A 24,806-nucleotide genomic window follows, 5' to 3' on the forward strand; every position below is an offset into this window, starting at 1 on the left:
AGAATTTATTTATTTATTTTCTTAATATATACCTGTAATGGTTTTTCTATAAATTTATAGGTAATGCTTGATAATAAAATTAAAATTACTAATCTTATTAAAAATAATACCGTTTCATCATAAATATTTAAATATTTTTTTAAACTATATGCGCTAACTAAAGAAAATACTGGAAATTGTAATATGTATATACCATAACTTATTTCACCTAGAAAAATAAAACCCTTTTTATTTAATAACTTAGTTAACCTGCTGTTGTTCATAGATAGCAAAAGAATAAATGGGATAAATAAAATGGATAATAAACCATTGTGATAATTTAAACCAAAATCAAATTTTAAAGCTAATAAAATACATACAATAATACATAAAATAAGTAAATTATAATTCTTCTTCTTATCTTTAAAATACTTCATAAACAATAAGCCAGAAACATTTCCAATAAAAAAGACATTTAAATGCATTAAAGGATTATAAACTAAAAATTTCCTAAATAAATGGTTTTCTGTATTTATAAATAAATGATATATCACTTGAAAAACAAACCAAAATAAAAGTATACAAATTGCAATTTTATTTAGATTTAATTTCTTATATAAATTATTATACAAAAATGGAAATAATACATAAAAAACCAATTCAACAGATAAAGACCAACCTGGAGGGTTAAAAGTTAGAGCTTTATCTGGTAACCAAGATTGAATTAAAAACAGATTAAGAAATAAATTAGTTAGCTGTATATTGTTTGTTAAAACTTGACCTAATAAGACTAAGATTATAGCAAATAAATAAATTGGATAAATTCTTGCGAACCTATTCTTTAAATATTGTACTGGTTTAATTGATTCTTTTTTGTGATAAGCTATTATCATTACAAAACCAGATAGTAAAAAAAAATAACTTACACCTATATTTGCTTGTTCAAAAACAAAATCGACATATTTATTATTAAATAAAAAACTTTTATGACCGTAATGAAAAATTACAATTGATATTGCAGCTAAAAATCTGGTAAATGTTAATTGTTCTATTCTCATTTAAATTTAAATTTAAATAAAACTACTTTTGACATCATTAAGAATTCGGTTCATATTAATATTCCAAGTTTGCATAGAATATAATTCATCTGGAAACGGAGTGTTAATATACTTATTTTCTAAATACTCATTTATAGCAACAGTCCAACTTTCTTTAATATGTGGGTTTTCAATTAAATTACCATACTTACCAAATTCTAAAACTTCTGGTACACCACCAATTTTAGATGCTATACAAAAACATCCACTATATTTTGCTTCAACTAAACTCATTCCAAAACCTTCTTGACACAAAGTTGGAAAAAGATAGCAATCAGAAATTTGATAGTACTTAGATAACTTCGAATTTGGAATTCTCCCCATGTTTAAAACACCTTCGACTTCTATATTTCTGTTAGAACCAATAACAATTAGAACTATATCATTTTTATATTTCGGATAAACATCATTCCAAATTTTTATAATAAAATCTAACCCTTTTTTTGGACTATCATTAGAACACCATAAAAATATTTTTTTATTTTCTAGATTTAATTCTCGTTTTATTTCAGTTTTATTATTGGCTCCTATTGTTTTAAAAATACTTGTATCAATACCATTATGCAAAACTTTACATTCTACAGAAAGTTCTAAATAATAATTTTTAAAAGATTGATAAGATAAATTCGTTAAAAATATTAGGTTATCAATTTTATTAAAAAAGAAACCTCCTTTATTACGTTCTATAATTGGTGCATGACCATGATAAAAATATAAAATTTTACATTTATTTCTTAGGCCTTTATCTATCAAAAATTGGTTTAAAGGCTCAATAATTCCGATATTATCAATAACTTTGATAATAAACTGATCGTTTTTATTTAAAGTTAGAGCCAAGGCTTTAAATACTGAACTCCACTTTGATTGTATTTTAAGTTTATTTTTTATCCGTGTTAAAAAACTGTTTGAAAAATCAAAAAAACTATAGCTAATATTATTATAAAATGAAACCGGTCTTGGACAAATAATGGTGTCAACAATTGATACTTCACTTCTTAAATAATTATCATAAATAGTTGACCAACTACCAATTTTAGAATATGGTAATTCTATTTGAGAAATTAAAATTACTTTAATATTTGATGCCTTTTTAAGCCCCATTATAAAGTATATTCTTTAACATTTTTTAATCCAAATCTCTTTAGTATAAAAAATCTAATTCGTTGTTTTTTCATAAGTTTTACAAATACTTTTCCTAACATTGTAGAAAATGAATTCATTTTTTTGTTTTCAAAAACTGGTTTTTCTGAACCTAGATAACTTTCTTTATTTAGATTTTTAAACTCTTCAAACATCCAATTTTCAGAAAAATTACCCATATGATATGCATAATTACCTTTAGTAGCTAATCTTAAATAACCTAGTTTCTCGTTTGGTAAATCTATAAATTTATTTTCTACACCTCCAACAATCTTTATAAAAGCAGGTTGATTACTACCTTTATCAAAAACCTCTCTTTTTATTGTAGCTACGAAATGTCCACATCCCATTACAGCTTCTGCGTTATTTTTTTTATTTTTTAAAACAAGATAATTTTCTAAATGTACTTTTTTATACATTAATTCTTTATTTCCTAAACTCAAATCAAACTTGTGCATAGCTTCAGAATCGAATACATTTTGGAACTTTAATTTCCCTTTAAATAAAGCATAAGACCAATTATTTGCGGTATAACCAATCATTGCTTTACTAGAAGGTACAGGGCTAACCATACCTGCTTCTGGGAAATTAAAAAATATTTTTTCTACTTCTTCTTGCCATCCATTTTTAAATAAAACATCTGCATCAGAAATTGTAATTAAAGGTTCTAAATTACCTTTCGCCGCAGCAAGTAAAGCATTTATTTTACCTACATTTTCTTTTGAATGAAAAACCTGATCTATATACTCATTATTATCGTAAAGATCATCAATTAGTTTTTTTATTTCTGAATGAGAATTATTATTATAAATAGTAATTCTTGTTTTTGAATGTACTGTTAATAAAATAGATTCTATACATAACTTAAATACTTGTAAAGAATCTTTAAAATAATCATTAAAATGAGGAATATATACAGGGATAATTATTCTATGATAATTAGTTATTGTAATTTTTCTATCTATTTTTTCTGGATTAATTCCTAACCTCATATTGTTTAATTAGTTTTTTTATTCCGTCTTCTAGAGGCAATAAATCTCTTTGAAGAATTGATTTCATTTTAGTAACGTCTGGACATCTTCTTAGCATATCACCCTCTTTTAGAGCCGGCAAGTAAACAATTTTAGATTTACTATTGGTTACTTTTATAATTGTTTTAGCAAGTTCTAAAACAGTTATTTCCCTATCATTTCCAATATTAATAACATCATTAGTTACTAAAGAGTTTTCGTGTATTTTTAATATCGTGTCTATATTATCTTCTATATAACAAAAGGTACGTGTTTGTTTTCCTTCACCAAAAATGGTAATATTTTTATTTGATTTTGCTAATTTAATGAATTTTGGAATTACAAAATCTTCACTTTGGTTGGGTCCAAAGGTATTAAAAAAACGAAAAATGGAATATTTTAAACCGAATTCTTGGTAATATGACTTTAAATAAGATTCTCCCAAATTTTTTACAATTGCGTAAGGTAATTTAGAGTTTAAAGGAGTTGTCTTTTCATTTTGAGGTATTTCAAAAGGCTCTCCATATACTTCAGAAGATGATGAAAAATAAACTTTAGATACATTAGTGTTTTTTGATAAACTTAAGATATTTTCAAAGCCCTTAATGTCCTCTAAGACCCAAAGAGGATTATTTAGAGTTCTTTGAACACCAACTACTGCAGCAAAATGAAAAACATAATTAAAATTATATCTATGAAAGACTGCAGAGATATCGTTATAGTCATTTACATTTCCTTTTATAAATATAACATTTTTAAGTTTTGGTATTTTACTTTTACTTCCAGTAAGAAGATTATCAAAAATAACAATTAAATTTTTTTGGTTTTCTGCTAATTTATTGACCAAGGAACTACCAATATTACCTGCACCACCTGTAACTAAAATATTTGCCATTTTATATTATAAATTTATTTTTTTCAAATCTTCTAACCATTTACTCAAAACTAAAAGCTCTCTTTTTTCAATAATATTTTCTTTTAATAATGCTTTATAAGCACTATAAAGATTAAACTCTATTGTTTTATCCTTATAAATATTTTCAGAAACTATTTCAACAACTTTTTCACAGTTTTCAAACATAGGTATTTCAGAAATAAAATCAATCATATAATCATGAGGGTTTCTCTTCTGAACAACTGTTGCATTTGTAAAACCTAATTCGTAGCCATATAACCACATTATTGGTTGAGCAACAAGCCCTCTCAAAATATCTGTAAACCTAAAAGTAACATAAGTCGGTAAATATAATAAAGGAAATAGTTCTTTTTTTATGATAGTATTTTGAGTATTAAATGGACTTATTGTGTTTTTCCCTATAACTACAGGTTTTCTATTATTAAAAAAACATGGCTCATCGTTTGTCAATCTATATATAGCGTCAACATCTGGGTCTCCATCTGCAAGACCTTGCCAAATACCTACATTACATTTCTTCTCTTCTAAAAAATCCTCAAGTTTAAAATCTGTATTTATAAGTTTTAAAGGTAAACCTCTAGCCCAAATTTTAGTTTTAGTGTAAAGTTGATATATATTAACAAACCCTTTGTTTTCTTCAATAGTTTCATACGTTCCTTCAAATTCAGGAAAACACCAATCTAGTTTTGGTATATTATCATCATCAGTATCAATAATATACTCTGCTCCATTCTTAATAGCAATTAAATAACCTATCATTTTTCTACAATAATGGTTATAAGGAAGTATATTTACTAATTCAAAATTTAATTTCAATTGATTCGTACTAGAATAATAATCTACATTTTTACAAAACCAATTTTCTGGAGACTTATTATCTCCTATTACAATTAATTTATAATCTTTCATTTTAGAAAATAAAAGCACCCCTTCAGTAGGTTCATTAATTGATGTAATTACTATATGATTGTTCTTATTTCTTATTTCCATTTTGATAATTTTATTGGATGAATATATAAATATTTTTCAGGAAAATCATTTTGTAAACCATTTAAATTATAATTATACTTATCCAATATTTTATAATCTTCCATACTCCATAAAGCTATTCCTTGAAGGTCTAAATCTTTCTCTGTAACAATTTTTTTTGCAGATAAAACCATAGCTGTTGGAATAGCTAACTCGACAAACATATTTGTTGCTGAAAACACTCCTGAGTATAAACAAAAATCCTTAATCGTATTTGAACTTACTACAAAGATATCAGAATAACTACCAACAATTGGATAAGAAAGATTATACTCTTTATTTAATCTTTTTTTATAATGATACGCAATAAATCTTTTTAATGCTTTAAAATTGTATCTTAGAAGAGGTCTATTAAATAATTGTTCAAATTTTAAAGAATCTATTTCTAAATTAAATTTTTTAAATAATAAAATAGCCTCTTCATAATTAGGTAGCATACTCTTAGCTTCAATACCATCTATAGATAAATTATAATTTAAAGCGTCTTTAGTATGAGGCCATAAAAAATCTAATTTGTGTAAAGACATAAAACCTGGTATAAATGAAGTATCCTTATCTAATTTTAAATTTTCTGTATAATTACTTTCATTTATCTTTGGATTTAGTAACAAATCATCTCCAATAAAAAAATAATGCACATATTCATCTTTAAAAAATGAACTTAGCCCCTGACTAACGTAACCTTGAAAATAGTAAGAATTTTCATAAACAGAAATTACATTCTCTTTGGTTCCCTTATAAAAAGGTACTAAATGAAAAATATTACTAAACCTATCTCCATATAACTTATCTAAAACTTCTATATTCTTATTATACTGATGATTGTAAATTATTATTAAAGCAACTTTGCTCATATTATTTTATTTAATGTAATAACTAGGCATAAATAAAAATAAAAATAAATTACTTTTTTTAACACCTTTTTTATTAATTATTGATTTTGCTAACTTGTATTTAATTCTTAAAATGGTTATTAATGATTTCACTCCCATCTTCTTAAAATTTGACAACATTTTTTTTTCTATGCCAATATATTTTTCTTTTTGAAGCGAAAGTCTTTTCACATCTGCATATTCTCTATAGTAAGCTAATGGCTCATCTATATATACAACTTTATGACGATAAAACATTCTTTGATAAAAATCAATATCCTCTCCAACCTTGATCGTTTCATCAAATAATAAATCTTTTGTAAATACTTTTTTTCTAATTAGAGGAGTTGGTGACTTTACAACCCAAACACCTAATGCATTCCAAAAAACATAACCAGTTCTCTTATAAGCTTTATTAGCTGAAGCACCAATAATAACACCAGTTTCTACTCCATCTTCTTTAACAACTGAAGCACTTGAATGCACACAGTCTACATCACTAAAACTATTTAATATAGCTACTTGTTTTTCTAACTTATCTTTTCTCCAAAAATCATCATCATCTAAAAAAGCAATATAACTTCCTTTTGCTTTTTTTATCCCATAATTCCTTGCAGATGAAAGCCCTCCATTTTTTTTATAATAATAATAACAATTTTCAAATTTTTTACAAATTGATTCTACATATTTATAATCAGAACCATCATCAATTATTATAATTTCAAAATTTTTATACGTTTGATCAATAACACTAACAATTGCCTCTTCTAAATATTTCTCTCTATTATAGGTTGGTATTACTACACTTACAAGCTTATTTGTTATATCCATAGTTATAAAAATATTTTCTTTAAAATTCTAAGAGGAAATAAAATAACTTTACCAATGTTATAATCTATTGATGTTTTATATTTAATTTCGTTTCTTTTATTTCTTGCTGCAAGGTCAGCTAAAAAATCAACTAATTCTGAAAAATGCTTAGAATAAATATCGCTATGTTTTTTATAAATATAACTTAAGTTTTTTTCTCGATGATTTTGTTTTGAATCTTTAGACATAGAAATAAGTTTATATCTGTAATTAAATAAAAACTCAGGAATCATATACACAGTACCCCCATTCTTAGTCATGGAAATCCAAAACTCCCAATCTTCAAAACCATGAATCATTTTCTCATCATAGCCTCCAACTTTTTCCCAACTAGATTTTCTAATTAATGCAAATGATGTACTATTATTATCAAATAAAAAATTATTTATACCACCACCTTTGGGTTTATGCTTCTGAGTGATATGATAATTTCCTTCAAAAATATTACAATAAGAAGAGACCGCTTTTACAGAATCTTTCTCATCTAAAATTAAAACTGCTTTTCTTAAAAATGATGCATCTAGAGTATCATCTGAATCTATTGTAAGAATATATTCTCCTCTTGCTTTTTTAAACCCGTTATTTCTTGCGTTGCTTAAACCACGATTTTTTTGTTCTAAAATAGAAACTTTATCATTATTAATTTTTCTTAAAAAATCTTTTGTTTCATTATTCGATCCATCATCTACAATTATAACTTCAAAATCCTGATATGACTGATTTAATACAGAATCTATAGTTTCGATTATATAATCTTTATCGTTATAACAAGGAATAACAACTGATACTTTAGGTGTTTTAGATTTCATTTAAATTTATTATATCTTTTAAAATTGAATGATAGATTATATTAATAGAATTTTATTTTTTTTTATAACGATCTCCTAAAAGTTGTTCTTTATAACTAGATTTAAATTTTTGGATACAAAAATTTTCTTGAGCATAATTATAAGCATTCTTTGATAACAAAGGATAATCTAATGTCATACTTATTGATTGAATAACACTTATAAAGTTAGATATAATTTCCTCTTCATTCTGATTCTTCTCAATTAAAAAACCATTTTCAGAGTCAAATATATGTTCACTAATCCCTCCGACATTAGTACAAATTGGCACTACTCCAAAACTCATTGCTTCCATTAAAACCATTGGAAAACCTTCCCTATATGAAGTTACTAATATAAAATGAAACTTTTTATATAATTTATCTAAATCTTTAGTACTCTTAACTTCACCTATGTTAATTACACCATTGTCATTTATTTTTTCTTGATGAATCACATCATCTGTACCAACAAAAGAAAATTCAAAATTTGAATTTTCTTGAAGTATTCTGTTTGCTATTTTTAAAAAAAGTTCTGGTCTTTTTTCTTTAGACCATCTACCAACATAACATATTTTTATTTTTTCATCTTCTTTTATTGGCATTTTTATTTTCTTTAAAGAGATACCATTTTGAATAATTTTTATTCTATCTAAATAAATATTTAAATTATTTTTATGGTAAAGTTTCTTAAAATCTGAATATGTTCTGTTATTTATAACAATTCTTTCTGTTAAATATGAAACATATGGTATACTGAAAATTTCTAATCCAAAATCTGGATAGGAAAAAGCATGTATCAAATCAATTTTTTTAATATTATTATTAATATTAGGAATTAAAGTATAAAAAAAAGAACTATTACTTGAAAATAATGTTTTATTATAAATACTATTATTAATTATTTTAGATAAACCCTCTAAAAATATTTTTTTTGTAAATCTACTTCTATTTAAAAACTCAAATACTTCATAGTAATTACTATTTTTAATAAAATTTTTTTTATTGTAATCAGATGATGATTTTCCAAGAAAAAAGATATATGTATTATTCTTATTGAAACAATTAACAATATCTATATGTACTTTCTCTGCACCACCTGTATGATAAAAAGGAAAAAAAAATATTATTTCTGAATTTTTAATCTTCTTAGACTCAGTAAAAAAAAAAACAAATAATTTAATAAAGGAATTTATTTTAGCTGGCAAAAACTTAAACCATTTAATTGACATTAATTTCATTATAAATACGTTCTAATTTTTTTATATATTTTAAAGAATCCCTATTATCTTTTACTTTATTAAATTGTAAACGAGATAGCTTAATTGCTTCTTCTTTATTATTAATAATTTTTAAACTATGTTCTACAAATTTTTTCAAATTTTTATAATGAGGATAAATGTAGTTTTCTTCTTTTATTTTTTCATGAAAGAAATCCCAACAAATTAATGGTAATCCTACTGAGCAAATATCAAAACCGGCATATCCTGCTGGTCTATTATTATTATAACCTTGAAACCAAGATAAATTTAATTGTTCTTCTATTGCTGTTTTTGTAATATCTTCTTGATGACCTCTAAAAAAAACTTTTTCTGAAATATCTAAATTTTTCAACTTAATGTTCATTCCTTCTTCTTCAGGGTCACCACTTCCGAAAACATGTAACTCAACATTTATATCTTCTGACAGTAATAACTGAAAAGCATAAAAAAAAGGGTCTAAAGGCTTATATTTATCTAATCTTGTAAAAATTCCAATTTTTTTAATATCAGGATTTCTTAAAAAATTCCATTTGGGTTTCTCATTTTCTATTTTAAACACAAGAGGGAAAAAATAATGTTTTATTTTAGTAAAATCGCCATATTCATATTTAAATTCTTCACCAGAAAAACCTGACATAAAAGTGTAGTTTGTATCAAAATTAAACTTATCGTATAAACTTGGATTTTGAAATTTTGCAGACATCGTATTAACAATACTTTTTCTTAATAAACTATCTGGTAAATTATGATAAAAAGTATATTCCCCCATCCAGTGTAAAATATCAAATTTTGATAAAAAAGAAATCATTGCTTTATGGTTAATTCTACCTTTAGTTTTGATTTTTAATTTTCTTTTAATTTTATTAAGAATAGGTCTCTCTATATTCAAAAAGTTATCACAGAAAATAATTTTAGTTCCTAATTCAGAATGTTTTTTATCATAAAACCTTTCCCAGTTGTCAATTTTTTGATTTTTATTATTTAAACACAAAATAGTAACTTCAAACTTCGTTTTATCAAGTACCCTATCTATTTCGTATGCATACCTTTCTGCTCCTCCCTTAAAAAATTCAGCAACAACAAATAATATCTTTTTTTTAATCATTTTTTATAATACTAGTTATTGTTTTAATTTCTTCATTTGTAAGTTCAAAATATAAAGGTAATCTTAAAAGTGTATTAGAATAAAAATCACACCAAGGTAATTCCTCACCATTATAATGGTTTTTATAAAACTCACTTTTATGCAAACTTAAATAATGAAAAACTGCGTTAACTTTTTTATTATTCAATTTCTTAATCATTGAATTTCTTTCTTTTAAAGAATTAAAAACTAAATAAAAAATATGTGCATTATTAGTTTTATGTTTTGGAATTTTATGAATAATAATATCATTTTCTTGACAATAATCATTTAATTCATTAAAATATAAGTTCCAAATAGATTTTCTTTTTTGCTGTATATCTTCTAATTTTTCTAGTTGAGCCCACAAAAATGCAGCAATTAAATCTGATGGAAGAAAAGAAGATCCAATATCAACCCAACCATATTTATCTACTTCCCCTCTAAAAAAAGCATTTCTGTTGGTACCTTTTTCCCAAATTATTTCTGCTCTATCTTTAAATTTTTTATCATTAACTACTAACATTCCTCCTTCTCCAGAAATTATATTTTTAGTTTCATGAAAAGAAAAAGTAGAAAAATGCCCAATAGAACCTAAAGCTTTTGTTTCTCCCTTATTATTAGTATAATAACTATTAATTGCTTGAGCTGCATCTTCTATTACATATAAATTATATTTCTCAGACAAACGCATTATCTCATCCATATCGCATGCTACACCAGCATAATGAACAGGTACTATTGCTTTTGTTTTTTTAGTAATTAATTGTTCAATTTTAGAAACATCTATATTTGGACTTTCTTTTGTAGAATCTACAAATACAATTTTTGCACCTCTTAGAATAAAAGCGTTAGAAGTAGATACAAATGTATAAGAAGGCATTATTACCTCATCTCCTGGTTTAATATTGATTAATATAGAAGCCATTTCAAGTGCATCAGTACATGAAGTGGTTAAAAGGCACTTACCAAAATTAAATTTTTCTTGAAAAAACTCTTGACATAGTTTCGTATACTTTCCATTTCCAGAAATTTTTCCAGAACGAACTGCATCTTCTATATAGGACAACTCATTACCTGTCATGTAAGGTTTGTTGAATGCTATATGATTATATGTTTTCATTCTTTATCTTTTAACTCTTTTTATCCTCCAATCAAAATCGTTATCGGCTGAATTAGAATGATATCCTAAAAATTTTGAAACTTTTTCATCATCAGAAAACTTTCCTTTTAAAGCTTCTTTTAAATCTATTTGCTGTTTTAAAATTGGAGTTGAATACACGTTATTAATTGCTCTTCTTGTAAAAGCACTAACATTATAACCTGCTTTATGAAAAAGCATAGAATCAAACAAAATAACAGAACCTGCTTTAGCGATTAGCTGTTTTTTGTATTTATCAACATAATTATTAGATGGTATAGTTACAACGTTATGAGAAAATGGTAAAACAAATGTTGAACCAGATTCTTTTGTAAAATCATCAATACAATAAAGGGCACTTACTGCTAATGGATTAGTTATTACAAAATTTTGATATGGTAAATCCCTATGCCAAGAACTTTGATGATGCTCTCTATTAGGTTTATTTATAATACCATTTTGAAGATGAAGTATAAAATAACTACCAAGTATTTTTTCAATTATATTTAAAACTATTTCTTTTCTAGCAATTGTTAGAAAAAAATCATCATAAATTAATGGACATCTAACGGTATTTTTTTCATTAATTAATAGTAGGTGTTCTTCTCCTATTTTGTTTTTCTGAATTTCATAAACTTCATCCAACTTTTCTCTAGAATTGTTTAATTCTTTATCTGTGAGAACGTTTGATATTACACTAAATCCATTAATTTTTAATTCTTCTAAATAGGAGTCAATCTCATTATTTATTTGAGTTTGATTATTTACACCATATGACTTTTCCATAATTTAAATATGTATTTATTTTTGTAATATAGCTAAACCAAAACCATCTTTACCATGGCTATTACCATTATATAACATATATGTTTCCTTTTTGTGATTAAAAACAAAAGGGTAACAAACCATTTCACTATCCCAACCAGAATTAGAAATATCAATACCAGTTAAATGATGTTTTCTATCCCATTTTATTCCATCTTTACTAAAAGAATATCCTATTCTATACTTTTCACCATTACCACTTCTATATGAATACCACATGTGATAACCAGATTCGTTTTTTAAAACAGTAGGTTTAGAGAATGCTTGAGCTTCACCAATTTTGTAAGGAATTGCAATACCATGTTTTTTCCAGTTTTCACCATCTTTTGAAGTTGCATACTTTATGACGTGAATCATTTCCCCATTTTCTGAACTCCAATCTATCGTAGATCCATACCACATTTTAAATATTCCTTCATCAAAAAAAACAAAAGGATATGACAAACTTATTTTATCCTCTTTATCACAAACCATAAATGCCTTTTCAGAATTCAATTTTAATTCAGTTCTATTATTAATCAACTGTAACCTACCTATATCTCCTCTCCAATGAGTATTACCTCTTATTTGCCAACCCATAAAAAGTATAAATGATTCATTATTTATACCTTCATACATATTACCAATACTAATTCCGTGTGAATAGAAACTATCCTCAGAACCATATTTAATTATGGTCTTGCTTGGTTTTGATAAGACTTGTTTTTTAATCAAATCAATATCTACATATGAAATTGAAGATTTATTATCGATATTGCGAGCACTAAAAAAAACTCTAAAAATATCATCTTTTAAATGAATTGCTAAAGGATTAGATGCGTGAGAAATTAAATCTGGATTATTAGAATCTACTTCAAAAATCTGACCTTCTTTTTTCCAATTCATATGTTTAAATTTTTAAGCTAATACTTTTTTTATCTAATTTTACTGGCCTCGGAGCAAGATGAACACTCTCTTTTTCTGTATTTTTCATGATAGCTGCACCAGCACCAATTAAGGTGTATTCTTTAATTGTTATATCATCTCTAAAAGTAGAATTTACACCAAGAAAACAATTGTTTTCAATAACTGTAAATCCAGATATTACAACGTGTGAGGTAATAAAACAATGATTTTGAATTTTTACATCATGTCCTATATGATTACCTGACCAAAAAACATTATTAGAACCTATAGAAACAAAAGGCTGTATTGTATTATCTTCTAATATTAAATTATTATCTCCAATAAATTCGTTTGTCAAAAAAGAACATTTACTACTAATATAATTTGGCAAACTGTAACCTTTTGCTTTAGTTAGTTGATACATTTTTTTTCTAAGGTTATTCATATCAGTATAACCAATAGCAACAAATGCATCATATTCTTTTGGCGGAAATCTTTGTTCTATTTCTTCAAAAGCAATTACCGGTAAATTACAAAATTCTTTATCTTTTATATATTTTTTATGTACAGAAAAAGCTACAACATTATATTCTGAATCATTGGTATAATAATAATGTGCCAATTTAGCATTACTTTTATTTCCTATTATAATTATATTTTTTGTTTTCATCTAAATATATTTTAAAAACTGGCTAGCATTTTTACCCACATTAAAAATTAAATCTAATATAGTAACATCATGTCTAAATGGCGCATGAAGTTGAATGTATTCTTTATAATTAGAGTAATCTAAATATTCTACCTTTATATTGTTTGTATTAAAAATACTTTCATCCAAGTAATTTTTAGCTGCTGGTCCAGAATAATAAATTTCTGCATTCAAATCTTTACATAAATACATTAATTTTTCAGTTGCATTTCCTTTTAGTTCATAGTCTGAAGAAAACTTAATAGTAGTTGTAATATTAAAATAATGACAAATGGCAGAAATAAATTTATAATTTATTTCTGTTAAATACTTATGATTTAAGTTCAAATACAATTCTTCAAAAAAATCTTTATTTTCCTTAAAAAAAAGGGTTTTACTATAATTTTCTTTTAATAAATTCCAATGTTTAACATTCCAATTTTTATCAGAAACTTTTGTTTCATTTATTTTTTGCAAATATTTACCTTTAACTTCTACAGGTATTGTTAACCATTTTAAACCTTGTGCTGTTTTAATTTTATTTCTATTTCGCCAATCTCTTTTTGTATATTGCATTTCATCATAAATAATGAATTCATCTACTAATGAAATAGCATCAAAATATCCTTTCCAAGGGATGTAATTAGACTGAGAAATTAGAACTTTTTTCATAAAAAATTTTCACCATTAATACTCCAACCTAATTTTGGTCTAATTAAACCATTAATTTTACCTAAATATCCCAAATCCCTTTTAATATCTTTTACTTCGAAAGTTAATAACTCTCTGTTACTATACAAGTCTTTCATTGTTGAAGTATGAAAATACATGAATATTTGATATTGGTTATCATTTAGAAAATTTGAAGGAATCTTACAAACAACCTCAGTTTCTTTATTTTTATTACAAAAAAACTTCCCTCCAGATCCAAAAACAACATCTCCTTTAGTAGTTAATAAATCGAATCCAACAGAAATATTTTCTTCATTGGTTAAGTTTAAAATTTTTAACCTTAAATTTATAGAAGAAGTAACATCTATAATAGCATTAGAGTCATCACTAGAAGCATTTTCTATAGCTGCATATGTAATTTTAATATTAGAATTCCCAATTGCTTCTTCAATATTTTTAGTTTCCAATTTTCTATTTTTAGAAATACTATCATTTAAGTACTGTGAAATAACTTTAGTTGTATTTCCAGAAAATTTAACCTTTCCATTTTCTAAAGATATAGCTCTTGTACATAAAGATTCTACAGCAGACATGTTATGGCTAACAAACAAAACCGTTCTACCTCCTTCGTGTGAAATATCTTGCATTTTACCTATTGCTTTCTTTTGAAATTCTGCATCTCCAACAGCTAAAACTTCATCAACAATTAAAATATCTGGTTCTAAATGTGCAGCAACTGCAAAAGCCAAACGTACTTTCATTCCACTTGAGTAACGCTTTACAGGTGTATCTATATAGCGTTCACAACCAGAAAAAGAAATAATTTCATCTAGTTTAGATGCTATTTCTTTTTTTGTCATTCCGAGAATTGCCCCATTCAAAAATATATTTTCTTTTCCTGTCATTTCTGGATGAAAACCAGTACCAACTTCTAACAAAGAAGCAATTCTACCATTTGATTTTATTGAACCTGTGGTTGGACCAGTTACTTTAGAAAGTATTTTTAATAATGTAGATTTTCCCGCTCCGTTTTTACCAATAATTCCAAGAACTTCTCCTTTTTTTACTTCAAAATTTATGTCTTTTAACGCCCAAACATATTCAGATTCTCCTTTAGATGCTCTGTCATTAGATTCACCAATTTTTAAATACGGATCTTCTTTACCACGAATTTTCGCTAAAAATCGATTTAAGTCATGGCTTATTGTTCCTGTACCCAAGGTTCCTAAACGATATTGTTTAGATAAATTTTCAACTTTTAAAATAACTTCCTTACTCATATTTAAATAGTATCTATAAAAGTTTTTTCTGTTTTATTAAAAATCAATAATCCTAAAAAGAAAATTATAACTGTAAATATTGATGTATAGACAATTCCGAAAGAAGAAAAATCACCATCACTTAAAAGTATAAATCTACCAAATTCTATTAAATGTGCAATTGGATTTACATCTACAACCCAAGAATAATCAGTTCCTTTTTTAACATCAATCAACTTTTCTCTCATTAAATCTAAAGGATACATCACTGCTGATAAATACATCAGCAACTGAACACCAAAAGATACTAAAAAAGTTAAATCTCTATATTTGGTTACCATAGATGAAATAATCATCCCTAAGCCTAAACCAATCATCCCCATTGCAATTATCAATAAAGGAAAAAACAATATATATATATTTGGTAATATGTCATATCCTGAAATAACATAATAAAGATAGAAACAAACAAATATAAATATTTGAATACCAAATTTTAACAAATTAGAAATCACTATTGACATCGGCATTATAACTCTCGGAAAGTATACTTTACCGAAAATTGCTTCGTTTTTTTTAAAAGTATCAGAAGTAGCTGTTAAGCATTCTTTAAAATAATTCCAAGTAGTTACACCCGCTAAATTGAATAAAAAAGGTGGAATTTCACCCGTTGTAATACCAGCGATATTATTAAATACCAACGTAAATATTACAGAGGTAAATAATGGTTGAATTAGATACCAAAGTGGACCTAAAATTGTCTGCTTATATAACGTAACAACATCTCTTTTTACAAACAAAAGAAGTAAATCTCGATACTGCCAAACTTCTCTTAAGTTTAAGTCTAATAAATTGTTTTTTGGCGTTATTTCAAAAAGCCATTTATCTTTTTGCATTGTTTATTTTATAGGGCTAATACAAATATAATTTTTTTAAATAGATTAACCATTGTCTTTCGTTGAAAGGTATTATTTTTACGTTTAATATTATCTTATTTAGCTTAAATCATAAAAATTCTATGTCTCATAAAATTTTACCGTTTGAAATTATTTCTTTTGAAAATAGGTATTCTAAAGATTTTTATAATCTTAATGTTAACTGGTTAGAAAAATTCTTTTATGTTGAGCCTTATGACGAAAAAGTTTTAAGTAATCCTAAAGAATATATTATTGATAATGGTGGTTTTATTTTTTTTATAAAACTGGATTCTAAGATTATAGGTACTGCAGCTTTTATCAACCAAAAATCTTATTTTGAATTAAGTAAAATGGCAGTTTTAGAAGAATATCAAGGGTTACAGTTTGGTAAAAGATTGATAAATCATTGCATATTATTCGCTAAAGAGAAAAAATGGGAAAATATCATACTTTACAGTCACAGAAAACTAGAAACGGCCATAAACCTATATAAAAAAGTAGGATTTGTTGAAATTCCTTTAGAAAAAGATGTTCACTACGAAAGAGCAAACATCAAAATGAAACTTGATTTATAAAAAACTCTGTATTGCTAAATCATATCCTTTTAAACCAAAACCAAATAAAACTCCGTTAGCATTTGGTGAAATAAAACTTTGCTGTCTAAATTTTTCTCTTGCATGAATGTTAGAGATATGAACTTCTATTACCGGAGTGTCAATTCCTTTTATTGCATCACCCAAACCAACAGAAGTATGCGTGTAAGCAGCTGCATTTAAAATAATACCGTCATAACTAAAGCCAACCTCATGAAGTTTATTTATAAGTTCTCCTTCAACATTACTTTGAAAATAAAACAATTCTATATTATCAAACTTTAATTGTAATTCTCTAAAATAATCTTCAAATGATTTGGAACCATAAATTTCTGGTTCACGTTTTCCTAAGAGATTTAAATTTGGTCCGTTAATTATAATTATTTTCATATTTCAAAAATACATTTTTTTTACAAAAAAAACGGAGGCATTTGCCTCCGTTTTTTTTTACAAAAAAAACGGAGGCATTTGCCTCCGTTTTGGTGTATTATAATAAATAATCTAACTTAGATTCCGAACATTACCCCTAAACTTACGTTAGAAAATGTTAGATTATCATTGCTAATACCCGAATATGATAAATTTAATTGTGTTGTATCTCCAATTTTGTAACCAACTATTGGTCTATAGTAAAAACCACCATCGTTTCCTTCATCTAATCCTAGAGCATAACCAATGTTAGCTCCTAAAACAAATTTTTCTGAAACGTTAAATCTTGCTGCACCAGAAATTGGTAAGAAAGAAGAATCTGATACATCAAATGTACCTCCAATAGTTTCTACTTCTTCTCCAAAAAAGTGCGAATATTGTACAGATGGTCCTAATGTGAAACCTTCAGCTACCGGAAACATATAATTTAACTCTGCTCCTAAAGTAAAACTAGTTAGATCACTTACGTCCCCTGTTGGTAAACCAACATTAAAACCTCCATTTAAAACACCTTCTTGTGCATTTACTTTACCTAAACCTGCAATTGCTAAAAACGCAATAAATAATACTTTCTTCATAATTAAAAATTTTAGTTTAAATTCTCTTACAAAAGTATCTTGGTTCTACACGTAATATTTGCTCAAAAAGGAATTAAATTAACTCAAATGAATTAATTTAAAAGTTACTTTTTAACATTCAATTTCACAATATTAATAAAAGCTTCTTTACCTTCCTCTAAATCAGCAACTACCTCATATTCTCTTCTAAAATCGTATAAAATTAACTTTGCAGTATTGGTTTTTAATTTACCAGAGTTTACTGTAATAATTTTAATTAAGTTATTGTGATCTTCTAAATTTAAGGTGATTGATTTCTTCTTTTTTGTTACAGCATAGTTTTCTAAAACTGGTTTATTATTTTTAAGTATCGTAATTACATCACCATCTTCTTTACCATAATCCCAAATTTCCATTTTAAGTTTACTTGTATAAACAAATACAGATACTTTTTCTCCCGATTTAATTTTTGTTTCGCTAAACTTTTTTAAATAATTTTCTGGCTCTAATTCGGCAATAACTACACTGTCAATTTTCTTAACTTTATTAATCTTCTTTACTTTCTTATATACTTTTTTTATTTTTTTCTCAACAAACTTAGTGCTAACTAATTTTAATTTTCCGGTTGCACAAGTATCTCTATCATCATAAATACCTGTAAAATTACCTTCTAAGAGCTTTTTTTTAGTTTCTCCTTTAAATTTCCCTTTAAAGCTTACAAAACAAAATTCTTCTGGTAAAAACTCAGATTTTGTATATAAAATATCACTTTCTTTAAACTGAATATTTTTAGATTTCACATCATAATAACCTCTTATGTATGATTTGGTTTCATTTTCTCCTGATAAATCTGTGTAAGAATATCCTTCTATAAATCCGTTTTCTTTAGCATTAAAAACTATTTTATAAGAAATCAATTGGTTAGATTCTAACGCTAATGCGCCTAACAACTCATAATCAAACTCTTTTCTATCTTGAGAAAACAGATTAAAAACGGTTAATAAACTAACTAAAACTATAATATTTTTATTCATAGAAATCTGCTATATTTGACACAAATAACTTAAAAAAAACCAAACTTCATGAAAAAATCATTAACTATTTACACACTATTATTTGCATTCTTTGCTTTTTCTTTTAATACACATGCATCTTTCCCTGTAAAAAAAACTAAGAAAATTGTAGAAGTGATTAAAGACAATAAAGTAGAAAAGAAAGAAGTAACAACTTATGCAGCAGCTGCTAATTCTGGTAAAAGCCAAGTAACAGCTCTATTATTATCTCTTTTCTTAGGAGGATTAGGTGTAGATAGATTTTATCTAGGATACACTTTATTGGGAGTTTTAAAATTAATCACTTTAGGAGGTTTTGGAATTTGGTATATTATTGATTTAATTTTAATAATTACAGGCGATTTACAGCCAAAAAACGGAAGTTATTCTAAAACTATTTAAGAATAGGTTTTTTATAAATTTTTAAAACCATCCATTATTTGGATGGTTTTTTTATTTACTAAATTTACGTCATGAATTGGCAACACGCAATTAAAGATTATCAAATGTATTTAAAAATAGAAAGAGGTCTTTCTAAAAATACAATTATAAGCTACACAAAAGATTTAGAAAAATTATATTCCTTTATTACAGAGAATAATATTGTGAACACCCCTGTTACAATTGATGCTGAGACAATAAAATTATTTATTTATGATGTTGCTAAAAAGGTTAACCCTAGAAGTCAAGCTAGAATAATTTCTGGTTTAAGAAGTTTTTTTGATTATTTAATATTTGAAGACTACAGAACAACAAATCCGACAGATTTATTAGAGACACCAAAAATAGGAAGAAAATTACCTGATACTTTATCGCAAGAAGAGATCGACTTATTGATATCTGCAATCGATTTAAGTCATCCTCAAGGAGAAAGAAATAGAATAATTTTAGAAACAATTTATAGCTGCGGATTACGTGTAAGTGAAGCGATAACACTTAAAATTTCAGATTTATTTTTTGAAGAAGGATTTATAAGAGTTTTAGGTAAAGGAAATAAAGAAAGATTTGTTCCAATTCACCAAGAAGCTCAGAAATACATTTCAATTTATATAAATCAAATTAGAGTCCATATAAAACCTCAAAAGGAATATGAGGATACTTTATTTTTAACTCGAAGAGGAAAAGCTTTAACTAGACAAATGATTTTTATGATACTAAAAAAGTTAGCATCAGATATTGGTTTACATAAAAAAATTAGTCCGCACACTTTAAGACATTCTTTTGCAACACATTTATTACAAAATGGTGCAGATTTAAGAGCTATACAACAAATGTTAGGACACGAAAGTATAACTACCACAGAAATATATGTTCATTTAGACAGATCATACTTAAAAGAAGTTGTAGAAACATATCATCCTAGAAAATAATAAATCCCGCCAAAAGCGGGATTTAAATTATAATATAAATTAGAAAAAATTATTTAGCTACGTTAACAGCTCTAGTTTCTCTAATTACAGTAACTTTAACTTGACCAGGATATGTCATGTCATTTTGTATTTTTTGAGAAATACTGAATGACAATTCAGAGGCTTTTGTATCGTTAACTTTTGTACTTTCTACCATAACACGCAATTCTCTACCTGCTTGAATTGCATATGCTTTTTGAACACCAGTAAAACCAAAAGCGATATCTTCTAAATCTTTTAATCTCTGAATGTAAGAATCTAATACCTGTCTTCTAGCTCCTGGTCTTGCACCAGAAATAGCATCACAAACCTGTACAATAGGAGAAATTAAACTTTTCATTTCAATTTCATCGTGGTGTGCTCCAATAGCATTACAAACATCTGGCTTTTCACCATATTTTTCTGCCCATTGCATACCTAATAATGCGTGTGGTAATTCACTTTCTGCATCTGGTACTTTACCAATATCGTGTAATAAACCAGCACGTTTTGCAACTTTAGGATTTAAGCCCATTTCTGCCGCCATAATTCCACATAAATTAGCAACTTCTCTAGAGTGTTGTAATAAATTCTGACCGTAAGAAGACCTATATTTCATTCTACCAACAGCCTTGATTAATTCTGGATGTAAACCGTGAATTCCTAAATCTATAACCGTTCTTTTACCAACTTCTATAATTTCTTGAGTAATTTGCTTTTCGGTTTTACTTACAACTTCTTCAATTCTAGCTGGGTGAATTCTACCGTCTGTAACTAATTTATGTAAAGATAAACGAGCAATTTCTCTTCTAATAGGATCAAAACAAGATAAAATAATTGCATCTGGCGTATCATCAACAATAATTTCTACACCTGTGGCAGATTCAATAGCTCTAATATTTCTACCTTCTCTACCAATAATTCTTCCTTTTACATCATCAGACTCTAAGTTAAAAACAGAAACACAGTTTTCTACAGCTTGCTCTACACCTACTCTTTGTATAGTTCCTAAAACAACTTTTCTAGCCTCTTGTTCTGCTGTTAATTTAGCTTCTTCTATAGAGGTTTGAATAAATGCCATTGCTTCTGTTTTCGCCTCATCTTTTAAAGAAGAAACCAATTCTTTTTTAGCTTCGTCTGCAGATAAACCAGAGATTTGCTCTAACATATCTACGTGACGCTTGTGCATCTTTTCTAACTCATTTTCTTTTTTCTCTAAGAAATCTAATTTATGGTTAAAGTCTTTCTCTTTCTGTTCTAAAGAACGGTTTAACTTAACGTTTTTATCAACTTCTGATGCTACTTTAGATTCTCTATCTCTAATTCTTTTTTCTACATCAGAGATTTTCTTTTCTCTTCCTAAAATTACTTTTTCATGTTCAGACTTAAGTTCTATAAACTTTTCTTTAGCCTGTAAAATTTTATCTTTTTTAATTGATTCTGCATCAATTTTAGCTTCTTTAATAATTGCTGAAGCTTCTTTTCTTGTAGAATTTAAAAGCTTTTTCCCTTTTGATTTTTCAATTGATTTTGCAATAAAAAAACCTACTGCAATTCCAATAATTCCCACAATAATGGGAAGTAACATTCCATCCATAATTTAATTTTAATATATAAAAAAAGCCTACGCTAGTTTGGTTTTTATAAACTCCATTATTACAGGTTTAGGACTAACCAGCTGATCAAGGATCCACCTAAAATACTAAATAAATAGTAATAGTGGCATGCTTTAGCAACCGAGACTTATCCTTTATAATAGATACTTGTTGAGTTTATCAAACAATTTACTAACGTAGGCAGTGTGTTGTTAATGTATTTTAAAGAACTTATTTTAAATGAGTATCAACCAAATTGGTTAATTCTCTTAATTTATTTATTGTTTCAGTATTTTCAGAACCTTTTTCTAATGTAGATATTTCTAATTTAGAAGCAAACTGTAAAGCACACATAGCTAAAACATCTTGTTTATCGCTTACTGCATAATTTTGCTCATACATAGAAATTAACTTATTAATTGCTGTAGCTGCTTTTCGCATACCTTCTTCTTCTTTAGTATTATTAACACTTAAAGGGTAAGTTCTACCAGCTATAACTATATTAATTTTTAATTTATCCACAATTTAAAGAACTTTATTCTTGTAACTGAATAATACATTTATCGATTTCTCTAATTAATGTATTTATTTTGAGTTTTGTATCTCTTGTATTTGTATTACTGCCGTCTATAGTTTTTGCTATTTTTAATAAATCAAATTCTTGTTTTTGATTTTTTATAATTTGCTCTTGTTCTAAAATTTTTTGCTGATATTTTGTAGCACTTTGAAGCAATATTTCATTTTCTTTTTTTAAAAATTCATAATTAGAAAGTAAGTTTTTTAACTTATCTTCCAGTAAATGAATTGCTTCTAAGGTATTACTCATAAAATTTTTAGAATAAAACTATACACACAAAGTTAACGTTCTGTTTTAAATATTACAACATTTAATTGATATTTTAATAAATTATTGGCTACTAGCTAATTAGTAAAATGATGTTTTTTACTATTTTTACACAAAAAAAACACATTTTTTGAAACAGAAATTATTTATACTCTTATTACTACCGCTTTTTAGTTTAGCTCAAGATAAATATCCCAAAGATTATTTTAGAAACCCTTTAAATATACCAATTGTTTTATCTGGTACTTTTGGCGAATTAAGAAGCAACCATTTTCATTCTGGTTTAGATATTAAAACGCAAGGTAAAGAAGGTTTAAAAGTTGTTGCAGTTGCAGATGGATACGTTTCTAGAATTAAAGTGCAACAATATGGTTATGGTAAAGCTATTTATGTTACGCATCCTAATGGTTATACATCCGTTTATGGTCATTTGAGTAAATTTAATCCAGATATCGAAGCATACGTTAAATCTATACAATACAAGAAAGAAAATTATGAAACTGGTAATTTATTCCCTAAAAAGAACAAATTTGTCTTAAAAAAGGGCGAATTACTTGCCTATTCTGGTGATACTGGCGGATCTGGTGGCCCACATTTACACTTCGAAATTAGAAATACAAAATCAGAAAACGTTATTAACCCTTTATTTTTTGGTTTACATGTAGACGATACCAAATCACCTACAATTCAATCCTTACAAGTTTATCCTTTAAATGAAGAGTCAAGAATTAATCAGCAAAATAATAGTTTTAAAATCGCTGTAAAAAATATTGGTAATGGTAAATACACAACAAATAGAATCTTTGCAAGTGGGCGTATTGGTTTTGGTATCAATGTTTTTGATAGACTAAATAAGGCTTTAAATAAAAACGGGATTTATAGCTTAGAAATGTTAGTTAATGGTAAAAGACACTATTATCACGATGTAGAAACTTTTTCTTTTTCTGAAAGCAAATATTTAAATTTATTAATAGATTACGCGTATTATAAAAAATATAGGAGTCGAATTCAGAAAACATTTAAAGTAAAAAACAATAAATTATCAATTTATCAAGATCTGGTTGATAAAGGCGAAATATACATCGAAAATGGTTTAAATTATACCGTAAAAATAATAGCTAAAGATTTTAAAGGAAATACAAGCACTGTTACAATTCCGGTAATTGGTAAAAAAAGTAATGCTATTTTCAAAAAACAAAAAGACACTACCATTTATAAAATTACTGCAGATAAATTTCATAAATTTACAAACAAAAATGTAACTGTTGCTTTCCCTAAAAACAGCTTTTATGATGATATCTATTTAGATTTTAAGGTGGAAAACAACATTGCAAAAATACACGACAAAACAGTACCTTTAGATAAAAGTTTTACCTTAACTTTTGATGTTTCTAAATACACAAAAGCACAAAAAGAAAAGTTATATATTGCTAATGTTGAAAATCAAAAATATCCTAGGTACACAAATACCAGAAAAAAAGACAGTACTTTTTACACAACAACAAAAACTTTAGGTAAATACTCTTTAGTTTCTGACAATCAAAAACCTAAGGCTAATATTTTGTATTTTAAAAATAATCAATGGATATCGAAATTCAATACTTTAAAAGTCAAAATTTCTGATGTTGGTTCTGGTATTAAAAACTGGCATGCAACTATAGATGGTAAATGGGTTTTAATGCAATTTAATCATAAAAGAAGAATTCTAACATATAATTTTGATGACAATAAATTGATTGGAAGCAAGCATAATTTTAGAATTATAGTGTCTGACAATGTAGGTAATACTACAGAGCGTTCTGCAACGTTTTTTAAGAAACAAACAAATTAAATTATT

27 protein-coding genes and 1 other RNA gene are annotated in these 24,806 nt (G+C 26.1%); 4 read left to right on the forward strand and 24 right to left on the reverse strand.

Going from position 1 to position 24,806, the window contains the following annotated elements; all coding sequences use genetic code 11:
- Positions 1 to 5 precede the first annotated feature (5 nt).
- The 17 genes from B5464_RS14135 to B5464_RS14215 are packed head-to-tail and all read right to left on the reverse strand — an operon-like array spanning position 6 to position 16,490.
- The gene (locus B5464_RS14135; protein WP_079738913.1) at positions 6 to 1,037 is read right to left on the reverse strand and encodes an acyltransferase; all 1,032 of its coding nucleotides are present in this window, start codon (positions 1,035 to 1,037) and stop codon (positions 6 to 8) included.
- A 12-nt stretch (positions 1,038 to 1,049) separates the two neighbouring features.
- Positions 1,050 to 2,177, reverse strand: a complete 1,128-nt coding sequence (locus tag B5464_RS14140; protein WP_079738914.1) for a glycosyltransferase family 4 protein — start codon at positions 2,175 to 2,177, stop codon at positions 1,050 to 1,052.
- On the reverse strand, positions 2,177 to 3,208 hold the full coding sequence (locus tag B5464_RS14145) for a glycosyltransferase family A protein (protein ID WP_079738915.1): 1,032 nt from the start codon (positions 3,206 to 3,208) through the stop codon (positions 2,177 to 2,179). Before B5464_RS14145 ends, B5464_RS14140 begins: the two co-directional genes overlap by 1 nt.
- Positions 3,192 to 4,121, reverse strand: coding sequence for an NAD-dependent epimerase/dehydratase family protein (locus tag B5464_RS14150; protein ID WP_079738916.1), 930 nt, complete (start codon positions 4,119 to 4,121; stop codon positions 3,192 to 3,194). The genes B5464_RS14145 and B5464_RS14150 overlap by 17 nt, the downstream gene beginning before the upstream one ends.
- Before the next feature lie 6 nt (positions 4,122 to 4,127).
- A complete protein-coding gene (locus B5464_RS14155; protein ID WP_079738917.1) occupies positions 4,128 to 5,132 on the reverse strand; it encodes an STELLO glycosyltransferase family protein in 1,005 nt (334 codons plus the stop codon).
- Complete coding sequence (locus tag B5464_RS14160; RefSeq protein WP_079738918.1) at positions 5,123 to 6,025, reverse strand: hypothetical protein; 903 nt, start codon at positions 6,023 to 6,025, stop codon at positions 5,123 to 5,125. Before B5464_RS14160 ends, B5464_RS14155 begins: the two co-directional genes overlap by 10 nt.
- Positions 6,026 to 6,031: 6 nt before the next feature.
- Positions 6,032 to 6,874: a glycosyltransferase gene (locus B5464_RS14165; protein WP_079738919.1), complete on the reverse strand. Its 843-nt coding sequence runs from the start codon at positions 6,872 to 6,874 to the stop codon at positions 6,032 to 6,034.
- Between the two features lie 2 nt (positions 6,875 to 6,876).
- Entirely contained in the window at positions 6,877 to 7,722 is an 846-nt protein-coding gene (locus B5464_RS14170) for a glycosyltransferase family 2 protein (RefSeq protein WP_079738920.1), read from the reverse strand.
- 52 nt (positions 7,723 to 7,774) lie between these two features.
- Positions 7,775 to 8,980, reverse strand: a complete 1,206-nt coding sequence (locus B5464_RS14175) for a glycosyltransferase family 4 protein (protein ID WP_079738921.1) — start codon at positions 8,978 to 8,980, stop codon at positions 7,775 to 7,777.
- Positions 8,961 to 10,106 (reverse strand): glycosyltransferase family 1 protein, encoded by a 1,146-nt coding sequence (locus B5464_RS14180; protein WP_079738922.1) that lies wholly within the window; start codon positions 10,104 to 10,106, stop codon positions 8,961 to 8,963. Before B5464_RS14180 ends, B5464_RS14175 begins: the two co-directional genes overlap by 20 nt.
- Positions 10,099 to 11,247: a dTDP-4-amino-4,6-dideoxygalactose transaminase gene (rffA, locus tag B5464_RS14185; RefSeq protein WP_079738923.1), complete on the reverse strand. Its 1,149-nt coding sequence runs from the start codon at positions 11,245 to 11,247 to the stop codon at positions 10,099 to 10,101. Before rffA ends, B5464_RS14180 begins: the two co-directional genes overlap by 8 nt.
- 3 nt (positions 11,248 to 11,250) lie before the next feature.
- Entirely contained in the window at positions 11,251 to 12,051 is an 801-nt protein-coding gene (locus B5464_RS14190) for a phytanoyl-CoA dioxygenase family protein (protein ID WP_079738924.1), read from the reverse strand.
- Between the two features lie 15 nt (positions 12,052 to 12,066).
- A complete protein-coding gene (locus B5464_RS14195) occupies positions 12,067 to 12,975 on the reverse strand; it encodes a hypothetical protein (RefSeq protein ID WP_079738925.1) in 909 nt (302 codons plus the stop codon).
- Positions 12,976 to 12,979: 4 nt separating this feature from the next.
- On the reverse strand, positions 12,980 to 13,645 hold the full coding sequence (locus B5464_RS14200; RefSeq protein ID WP_079738926.1) for an acetyltransferase: 666 nt from the start codon (positions 13,643 to 13,645) through the stop codon (positions 12,980 to 12,982).
- Entirely contained in the window at positions 13,646 to 14,335 is a 690-nt protein-coding gene (locus B5464_RS14205) for a WbqC family protein (protein WP_079738927.1), read from the reverse strand.
- Complete coding sequence (locus B5464_RS14210; protein WP_079738928.1) at positions 14,332 to 15,615, reverse strand: ABC transporter ATP-binding protein; 1,284 nt, start codon at positions 15,613 to 15,615, stop codon at positions 14,332 to 14,334. Before B5464_RS14210 ends, B5464_RS14205 begins: the two co-directional genes overlap by 4 nt.
- A 2-nt stretch (positions 15,616 to 15,617) precedes the next feature.
- Positions 15,618 to 16,490 carry an ABC transporter permease gene (locus tag B5464_RS14215; RefSeq protein WP_079738929.1) on the reverse strand — a complete coding sequence of 291 codons (873 nt, stop codon included), beginning with the start codon at positions 16,488 to 16,490 and terminating at the stop codon, positions 15,618 to 15,620.
- A 122-nt stretch (positions 16,491 to 16,612) separates the two neighbouring features.
- On the opposite strand from B5464_RS14215, the gene B5464_RS14220 reads away from it, so the two are divergent.
- On the forward strand, positions 16,613 to 17,086 hold the full coding sequence (locus tag B5464_RS14220; RefSeq protein ID WP_079739033.1) for a GNAT family N-acetyltransferase: 474 nt from the start codon (positions 16,613 to 16,615) through the stop codon (positions 17,084 to 17,086).
- Here B5464_RS14220 and aroQ read toward each other — a convergent pair.
- From aroQ to B5464_RS14235, 3 genes are all read right to left on the reverse strand, one after another.
- Positions 17,081 to 17,494: a type II 3-dehydroquinate dehydratase gene (gene aroQ, locus B5464_RS14225; protein ID WP_079738930.1), complete on the reverse strand. Its 414-nt coding sequence runs from the start codon at positions 17,492 to 17,494 to the stop codon at positions 17,081 to 17,083. The genes B5464_RS14220 and aroQ overlap by 6 nt on opposite strands.
- A gap of 116 nt (positions 17,495 to 17,610) precedes the next feature.
- Positions 17,611 to 18,111: an outer membrane beta-barrel protein gene (locus B5464_RS14230; protein WP_079738931.1), complete on the reverse strand. Its 501-nt coding sequence runs from the start codon at positions 18,109 to 18,111 to the stop codon at positions 17,611 to 17,613.
- Positions 18,112 to 18,215: 104 nt separating this feature from the next.
- The gene (locus tag B5464_RS14235; protein ID WP_079738932.1) at positions 18,216 to 19,124 is read right to left on the reverse strand and encodes a hypothetical protein; all 909 of its coding nucleotides are present in this window, start codon (positions 19,122 to 19,124) and stop codon (positions 18,216 to 18,218) included.
- Between the two features lie 48 nt (positions 19,125 to 19,172).
- Between B5464_RS14235 and B5464_RS14240 the strand changes: the two genes are divergently transcribed.
- Together B5464_RS14240 and xerD are read left to right on the forward strand one after the other, a co-directional pair.
- Positions 19,173 to 19,544, forward strand: coding sequence for a TM2 domain-containing protein (locus B5464_RS14240; RefSeq protein WP_079738933.1), 372 nt, complete (start codon positions 19,173 to 19,175; stop codon positions 19,542 to 19,544).
- A 71-nt stretch (positions 19,545 to 19,615) separates the two neighbouring features.
- Positions 19,616 to 20,512 (forward strand): site-specific tyrosine recombinase XerD, encoded by an 897-nt coding sequence (xerD, locus tag B5464_RS14245; protein ID WP_079738934.1) that lies wholly within the window; start codon positions 19,616 to 19,618, stop codon positions 20,510 to 20,512.
- Between the two features lie 49 nt (positions 20,513 to 20,561).
- On the opposite strand, the gene rny is transcribed toward xerD, so the two are convergent.
- The 4 genes from rny to B5464_RS14265 all read right to left on the reverse strand — a co-directional run bounded on the left by rny (position 20,562) and on the right by B5464_RS14265 (position 22,951).
- Positions 20,562 to 22,127: a ribonuclease Y gene (gene rny, locus B5464_RS14250; protein ID WP_077809391.1), complete on the reverse strand. Its 1,566-nt coding sequence runs from the start codon at positions 22,125 to 22,127 to the stop codon at positions 20,562 to 20,564.
- Positions 22,128 to 22,175: 48 nt separating this feature from the next.
- A non-coding RNA gene (gene ssrS, locus B5464_RS14255) (6S RNA) lies at positions 22,176 to 22,302 on the reverse strand.
- Positions 22,303 to 22,356: 54 nt separating this feature from the next.
- Entirely contained in the window at positions 22,357 to 22,647 is a 291-nt protein-coding gene (locus B5464_RS14260; protein WP_077809392.1) for a cell division protein ZapA, read from the reverse strand.
- Positions 22,648 to 22,660: 13 nt separating this feature from the next.
- Positions 22,661 to 22,951, reverse strand: coding sequence for a hypothetical protein (locus tag B5464_RS14265; protein WP_077809393.1), 291 nt, complete (start codon positions 22,949 to 22,951; stop codon positions 22,661 to 22,663).
- A 148-nt stretch (positions 22,952 to 23,099) separates the two neighbouring features.
- Between B5464_RS14265 and B5464_RS14270 the strand changes: the two genes are divergently transcribed.
- Positions 23,100 to 24,800, forward strand: a complete 1,701-nt coding sequence (locus B5464_RS14270; RefSeq protein WP_079738935.1) for a M23 family metallopeptidase — start codon at positions 23,100 to 23,102, stop codon at positions 24,798 to 24,800.
- Positions 24,801 to 24,806 lie beyond the last annotated feature (6 nt).

The sequence above is a fragment of the Polaribacter sp. KT 15 genome, assembly GCF_900143115.1.
GTDB lineage: Bacteria > Bacteroidota > Bacteroidia > Flavobacteriales > Flavobacteriaceae > Polaribacter > Polaribacter marinaquae.